Source organism: Gluconacetobacter sp. (assembly GCF_047721585.1).
GTDB lineage: Bacteria > Pseudomonadota > Alphaproteobacteria > Acetobacterales > Acetobacteraceae > Gluconacetobacter > Gluconacetobacter dulcium.
Map to the genome: position 1 here is coordinate 1 of NZ_JBDNXE010000160.1, position 7,521 is coordinate 7,521.

The 7,521-nt window shown below is 66.6% G+C and carries 7 protein-coding genes; all 7 read left to right on the forward strand.

Annotated features, from left to right (window positions below):
- Positions 1-1,365: efflux transporter outer membrane subunit (locus tag ABF821_RS18760; protein WP_415531179.1), on the forward strand; the 1,365-nt coding region annotated here is incomplete at its 5' end.
- A 225-nt stretch (positions 1,366-1,590) separates the two neighbouring features.
- Positions 1,591-1,995 (forward strand): NADH-quinone oxidoreductase subunit A, encoded by a 405-nt coding sequence (locus tag ABF821_RS18765; RefSeq protein ID WP_415531180.1) that lies wholly within the window; start codon positions 1,591-1,593, stop codon positions 1,993-1,995.
- A gap of 1 nt (position 1,996) precedes the next feature.
- Positions 1,997-2,638 (forward strand): NADH-quinone oxidoreductase subunit B, encoded by a 642-nt coding sequence (locus ABF821_RS18770; protein ID WP_182972839.1) that lies wholly within the window; start codon positions 1,997-1,999, stop codon positions 2,636-2,638.
- Positions 2,639-2,701: 63 nt separating this feature from the next.
- Complete coding sequence (gene nuoC / locus ABF821_RS18775) at positions 2,702-4,432, forward strand: NADH-quinone oxidoreductase subunit C/D (protein ID WP_415531184.1); 1,731 nt, start codon at positions 2,702-2,704, stop codon at positions 4,430-4,432.
- Entirely contained in the window at positions 4,419-4,913 is a 495-nt protein-coding gene (gene nuoE, locus ABF821_RS18780; RefSeq protein WP_415531181.1) for an NADH-quinone oxidoreductase subunit NuoE, read from the forward strand. Before nuoC ends, nuoE begins: the two co-directional genes overlap by 14 nt.
- On the forward strand, positions 4,910-6,205 hold the full coding sequence (nuoF, locus tag ABF821_RS18785) for an NADH-quinone oxidoreductase subunit NuoF (RefSeq protein ID WP_415531182.1): 1,296 nt from the start codon (positions 4,910-4,912) through the stop codon (positions 6,203-6,205). Before nuoE ends, nuoF begins: the two co-directional genes overlap by 4 nt.
- Positions 6,206-6,218: 13 nt before the next feature.
- On the forward strand, positions 6,219-7,521 hold a 1,303-nt coding region (nuoG, locus tag ABF821_RS18790; protein WP_415531183.1), incomplete at its 3' end, for an NADH-quinone oxidoreductase subunit NuoG.

A 7,521-nucleotide genomic window follows, 5' to 3' on the forward strand; every position in this document is an offset into this window, starting at 1 on the left:
TCCCCCACCCTGCCCACGACCTTCAAGGAAACCGGCCCCTGGACCCCGGCCCACCCGTCTGACGCATCGGCGCGCCAGGATTGGTGGACGATCATGGCCGACACCCGACTGAACGATCTGGAAACCCGGATCGAACTTGGCAGCCCGCAACTCGCGGCGGCAGTCGCGCGATATGATCAGGCCCGAGCCCTGGTGCGACGCGCGCGCGCCGAATTCTTTCCCCAGATCGACGCGTCCTCCAGCGCCGAGCGCGAGCGGGCCGTCCTTCCCCAGACCGGCAATTATTTCGATTATCGTACATACAGGGCTGGGGGCACCGTCTCGTGGGAGCCCGACATCTGGGGCCGCATCCGCAACCTCGTCGCCGCCGCGCGGTCCGAGGCCCAGGCCAGCGCCGACGATCTGGCCGGCATGCGCCTCAGCCTGGAAGCCGAACTGGCCGAGGATTATTTCCAGTTACGCGGACTGGATGCCCGGATCGACGTGCTGCGCCGCACGGTCAGCGCCTACCAGGCGGCATTGAACCTGACCACGGCGCGCTTTAGCGGCGGCGCCGCCAGCGAACTCGATGTCGGCCGAGCCCGCACCCAACTGGCCTCCGTACAGTCCGAACTGGACCAGCAGGTGGCCAATCGCGCCCTGACCGAACATGCCATCGCGGTACTGATCGGCGAGGAACCTTCTCTTTTCTCGCTCCCGCCGGTCAGCGCGCTGGACCCGGTCCCGGTCATTCCCACCACGGCCCCGTCTGCCCTGCTGCAACGCCGGCCGGATGTCGCCGCCGCCGAGCGGCATATGGCGGCGGCCAACGCACGCATCGGCATCGCGCGGGCGGCTTTCTTCCCCGCCATCACCCTCGGCGCCTCGGGCGGATCGGCGACGACGACCGGCATGCTCCTCTCCGCCGGCACAGGCGTCTGGGCACTCGGCCCGGCACTGGCCACACTGGCGGTCTTCGACGGCGGCCGGCGCTTCGCCGATCTGGCGGCCATGCATGCCGCCTATGCCGAAATGGCCGCGAATTACCGGCAAACATCCCTCACGGCCTTCCGCGAGGTCGAAGATCAGCTTGCCCTGCTCAACCATCTGGCCGACGCCTCCGCGCGACAGGAGGAAGCCATTACCGCCGCCGCCCGCACCAACCAGTTGGCGACGATCCAGTATCGGGAAGGCGCGGTGGATTATCTTCAGGTCGTCATCGCCCAGACAGCGGAACTTCAGGCACGCGAGGGCATGATCGCCATCGTTACCCGCCGCCTGGTCGCGGGGATCGACCTCGTGCGGGCCATGGGTGGCGGATGGCGGGCGGGGCAAGCGGCCAGTCCGCCATCCGCCAACCCTGCGGCTTCGTTAAATCGCCGTTAAAGATTACCCGGACAGCAACCCGGTCTCCGCACCCCACGTTCAGCCGGCATAGCGCGTTATGGTTCGAACAGACCGTTTCCAGAAAAAAAAACGCAGGCCGCAACCTGCACCGATCAGTTCCCGACCCAGAATAGATATTTTCAGAACAGCCCCTGAGCGATCCCAACACCGACGCACGCGGCATCGCCACTCCCGGTAGCCGCGACCAACCCGATGGTCTCGTCCATGTGTAGCTTCTGTGTGCTGCATCCGTTGATGCTTTACGCCATCGCCATTGCGGTCCTGCTGTCGGTGATGCTGGCCCTGGCATCCGTCACCGGCAACCGCCGGGTCGGGCCGGCCCGTGGCGCGTCGATGAACCTGCCGTTCGAATCCGGCATCCTGCCCGTGGGTTCGGCCCATCTGCGCCTGCCGGTACAATATTACCTGATCGCCGTGTTTTTCGTGATCTTCGATGCCGAGGCGGTCTTCCTGTTCTCATGGGCCACGGTGGTGCGACAGGCCGGGTGGCAGGGCTACGCCGCGGTGCTTCTGTTCCTTGGCTTCCTGGCCGTCGCGCTGGCCTATCTGTGGCGCAGCGGTGGCCTGGAATGGGGCCCGACGCAACGACTGACCCGAAAGGTACTCTAGCATGCGCTGGTCCCTGACATCGGCCACGGACGCACCGCCTCCCGTGCAACCGGAGAACCCGAGCGTAACCGAAACGATCCGGCGTAACCTGGTGATGGGCCGTTTGCAGGATTTCGTGTCCTGGGGCCAGAAGCATTCGATCTGGCCGTTCAATTTCGGCCTGTCCTGCTGTTATGTCGAAATGGCGACCGCCTTCACCAGCAAATACGATATCGCCCGCTTCGGGTCCGAAGTGCTGCGCGCCACCCCGCGCGAGGCCGACCTGATTGTCATCTCCGGCACCGTATTCGTGAAAATGGCGCCGATCATCAAATATCTCTACGATCAGATGCTGGAGCCGCGCTGGGTCATCTCGATGGGTTCCTGCGCCAATTCGGGCGGCATGTACGATATCTACAGCGTGGTCCAGGGCGTGGATTCCTTTCTGCCGGTCGATGTCTACGTGCCCGGCTGCCCACCCCGCCCCGATGCCCTGCTGGAAGGGCTGATGCTGTTGCAGAATGCCATCGGCACCCAGCGGCGCCCGTTAAGCTGGATGGTCGGCCCGCAAGGCATCGAGCGCGTTACCCCGCCCAGCATGCGCGATGCCAAACGCGACGCGCGCCGGGCGGCACGCGACCTCCGCTCCCCCGACGCGCTCTGAACGGAGGCGATGATGATCGTGGCCACCCCACCCCGGCCGGCCGATCTTCGCACGTCCGAAACCATGTTCGAACAGGTGGCGCATGCCCCTACGCCGGTGATCCTGGCCATCGAGCCCACGCGCGACGGCGTCCCGACGGTGTGGATCGCGCGGCAGGACGTGCATGCGGCACTCGCCCGCCTGAAACAGCCGGACACGGCGCTCCGCATGTTGCTCGATCTCACGGTGATCGACGAGCGCGAACGCAGGCATCGCGGCAGCCAGCCCCCATCCGCCTTCACCCTGGTCTATCACCTGCTCTCGTTCGCCAACGCGGGTGACGAACTGCGCGTGAAAGTCCCCCTGCCGGAAGACCGCCCGCACGCCCCCACCATCAGCGACCTGTGGCCGAACGCGAACTGGTACGAATGCGAAGCCTGGGACCTGTTCGGCATCGTCTTCGACGACCACCCGTTCCTGCGCCGCATCCTGACGCCCCCCACATGGACCGGCCACCCCCTGCGCAAGGACCATTACGCCCGCGCCACCGAAATGCCGCCCTACAGCCTGACCGAGGACGCGGAAAAGCGCGAGCAGGAAGCCCTGCGCTTCGACCCCGGCCAGTGGGGCATGCGCCGGCATTCGGCGAACACCGATTTCATGTTTCTCAATCTCGGCCCCAATCACCCCAGCGTGCATGGTGTCTTCCGCATCGTGCTGCAACTGGAGGGCGAGCGGATCGTCGATGCCGTGCCCGATATCGGCTTCCACCATCGCGGTGCCGAGAAGATGGGCGAGCGGCAGTCCTGGCACAGCTACATCCCCTATACCGATCGCGTCGACTATCTGGGCGGCGTGATGAACAATTTCCCCTATGTCATGGCGGTGGAAACACTGGCCGGCATCCAGGTTCCGCCCCGCGCGCAGATGATCCGCGTGATGCTGGCCGAACTGTTCCGCATCGCCAGCCACCTGGTCTTCTACGGCACCATGAGCCAGGACGTGGGCCAGCTTTCGCCCGTGTTCTACATGTTCACCGACCGCGAGCGGGTGTTCGAGATTATCGAAGCCATCTGCGGTTTTCGCATGCATCCGGCGTTCTTCCGCATCGGCGGCGTGGCGATGGACCTGCCCGTGGGCTGGGACGGCCTGATCCGCACGTTCCTCGACTACCTGCCTAAACGCCTCGACGAGTACGAAAAAATGGTGATGCGCAACGGTATTTTCCGTGCACGCACCAAGGGGGTTGGCGCCTACACGCTGCGCGAGGCGATCGAATGGGGCGTCACCGGCCCTGGTCTGCGCGCCTGCGGCCTGGAATGGGATTACCGCCGCCAGGCCCCCTATGCCTGCTACGACCAGCTCGCATTCGATATCCCGACTGCCACGAACGGCGATTGCTACGACCGCGTGGTGGTGCATATCGCCGAAATCCGCCAGAGCCTGCGCATCGTCCGCCAGTGCGTCGACAACATGCCGGCCGGCCCGATCAAGGCGGACCACCCGCTCACCACGCCGCCGCCCAGGGCGCGGACGATGCACGACATCGAAACCCTGATCCATCATTTCCTGAACGTGAGCTGGGGCCCGGTCATTCCGCCCGGCGAGGCGCGCGGCTGCGTGGAGGCCACCAAGGGGCTCAACCAGTATCATCTGATCAGCGACGGCGGCACCATGTCCTACCGCACCCGCATCCGCACCCCGTCCTTCCCGCATTTGCAGATGATCCCGCTGATCAGCCGCGGCGCCATGATCGCCGACCTGATCGCCATCATCGGCAGCATCGATTTCGTGATGGCCGATGTCGACCGCTGACACGCCCCTCCCCCCCGAACTGCGGGAGCGGATCGCCGACCTCGCGCGCACCGAACACCGGCCCCGCGCGGCCTCGGTCTCCGCCCTTACGGTGGTGCAGGAGCGGTTCGGCTGGGTCAGCGACGCGCACCTGGTCGAAACCGCGTCCCTGCTGGGCATGTCGCCGGCCGATCTCGACGGCATCGCCACCTATTTCAACCTGATCTTCCGCCGCCCGGTCGGACGGCACGTCATCATGCTGTGCGACAGCGTCTCGTGCTGGATCATGGGCCGCGACACGGTCTGCGCGCGCCTGCAGGCCCGGCTGGGCATCCGGCCGGGCGAAACCACGCCGGACGGCGCGGTCACGCTGCTGCCCATCGTCTGCCTGGGCCATTGCGACCACGCGCCAGCCATGCTGGTGGACCGCACCCTGCATGGCGACCTGGACGCCGAAACAGCGGAACGGCTGGCCGACGGCCTGCGAGGGGCCGCATCATGAATGCGTCCGAACGGCCCCTGACCGCCATGATCGGCCTGCCGGACGGGCCGCCCGACTGCGCCGCCTATGGCCGCGCCGGCGGCTGGCAGGCGGTGCGCCGCGCCCTGCGCGACATGACACCCGAGGCGGTCATCGACCTCGTCACCGCATCGAAACTGCGCGGACGCGGGGGGGCGGGCTTCGGCACCGGCCAGAAATGGAGCTTCGTCCCCAGGGACCCAGCCGCCACCCGCCGCAAATACCTCATCGCCAACGCGGACGAGATGGAACCCGGCACCTTCAAGGACCGGCTGCTGCTGGAAGGCAATCCGCTGCAACTGATCGAAGGCATGATCGTCGCCGGATACGCCATCCAGGCCGGCCATGGCGTGATCTTCCTGCGCGGCGAATACCATCTGGCGCTGGAGCGCCTGAACCACGCCATCGCGGAAGCCCGTGAGGTCGGGTGGCTGGGCGAGAATATCCTCGGCTCCGGTTTCGGGTTCGAAATCCATGTCCACGCCAGCGGCGGCCGCTATATCTGCGGAGAGGAAACCGCCCTGCTGACCGCGCTTGAAGGCCGCCGGGCGCAGCCGCGCAGCAAGCCCCCCTTTCCGCAGGTCGGCGGCCTGTGGGGCGCGCCCAGTGTCGTCAACAATGTCGAAACGCTGTGCAACCTGCCGCACATCGTCACCAACGGCGCGGCGTGGTTCCTCTCGCTCGGCCTCGGCCCGGACAGCGGCACCAAGATCTACGGCGTCAGCGGCCGCGTGCGCCGCCCAGGCGCGTGGGAACTGCCGATGGGCACCCCGCTTCGCGAGATCATCGAGCAGCATGCCGGCGGCATGCGCGACGGCTACCGGTTGCGCGCCTTCCTGCCCGGCGGCGCCTCCACCGCCTTTCTCGACGCCGGACAGATCGACGTGACGATGGATTATGGCACGGTGGAAAAAGCGGGCAGCCGGCTGGGTACCGGCCTTGCCATCCTGCTGGACGACCGCACCTGCCCCGTCGGCATGCTGCATAATCTGGAACATTTCTTCGCCCAGGAATCCTGCGGCTGGTGCACCCCCTGCCGCGATGGCCTGCCCTGGGTGGAACGCCTGCTTGGCGCCATCGAGTCCGGTACCGGCGAGCCCGAGGATCTGGACCGCCTGCACGACCATGCCCGCATGCTCGGCCCGATGGGCCGCACCTTCTGCGCCCATGCCCCCGGCGCCATGGCCCCGCTGGCCAGCGGGCTGAAGCTGTTCCGCGAGGATTTCGACGCCCACATCCACCAGCAGCGCTGCCCGCTGCGTGAAACCGCGTAGAAGGAACGGGACGATGGCGACGATCCTCATCGACGGCCGCGCCTGCCCCGCCCGCACGGATGAAAATCTGCTGCAAGCCTGTCTGGAAGCCGGCGCCGATCTCCCTTATTTCTGCTGGCATCCCGAGCTCGGCTCGGTCGGCGCCTGCCGCCAGTGCGCCGTCAAGCAGTTCAGCGGCCCGGACGACAAGACCGGTCGCATCGTCATGGCGTGCATGACGCCCGTCACCGACGGCACGATCCTGTCGATCGACGACCCCCAGGCGCGGGAATTCCGCGCCGGAGTCGTCGAATGGCTGATGACCAACCACCCGCACGACTGCCCCGTCTGCCCCGAAGGCGGCGAATGCCATTTGCAGGACATGACGGTCATGACCGGGCATGACCGGCGCCGCTACCGCTTTACCAAGCGCACGCATCGCAACCAGGATCTGGGGCCGTTCATCAATCATGAAATGAACCGCTGCATCGGCTGCTATCGGTGCGTGCGCTTCTACCGCGATTATGCCGGCGGCGAGGATCTCGCAGCCTTCGGTGCCCACAACGACCTTTATTTCGGCCGCTATGAAGACGGCGCGTTGGAAAACGCCTTCAGCGGCAATCTGGTCGAAATCTGCCCCACCGGCGTCTTCACCGACAAACCCTTTTCCAGGATCTACAGCCGCAAATGGGACATGCGCGGCGCCCCCTCCGTCTGCGCGCACTGCGCCGTCGGCTGCAATACCATCGTCAATGCGCGGCAGGGCACGGTGCGCCGGGTGATCAACCGCTATCACGACGCGGTCAATCGCTATTTCCTGTGCGATCGCGGGCGGTACGGCCACGGCTTCACCACCATTCCTACACGTCTGCGCGCACCTGCAATACGGCAGGATGGCATCCACGTTCCCGTCTCGATCGCCACCGCACTCGAACGGTTCGCCACCATGGCCGCCGACGGCCCGATCGTGGGCATCGGCTCGACACGAGCAGCCCTGGAATCCAATTTCGCCCTGCGCGCCCTCGCAGGTCCCGGCCGGTTCTCAACCGGCCTGGCCAAACCCCACCACGACCTGACCATGCTGGTCCCGGCACTCCTGCGCGCAACGCCCGCACGCAATCCCAGCCTGCACGACATGGAATCCGCCGACGCCGTTCTGGTCCTGGGCGAGGATGTCTGCGTCACCGCCCCGCGCCTTGGCCTGGCGCTCCGCCAGACGCTGCGCCGGGCCGCCTACCCGGCCGCCGACACGGCCAGGGTGCCGCATTGGATGGATGCCGCCGTGCGCATGCTGGGGACCGACGCCCCCTCGCCGCTGCTGGTGCTCACCCCCGCCC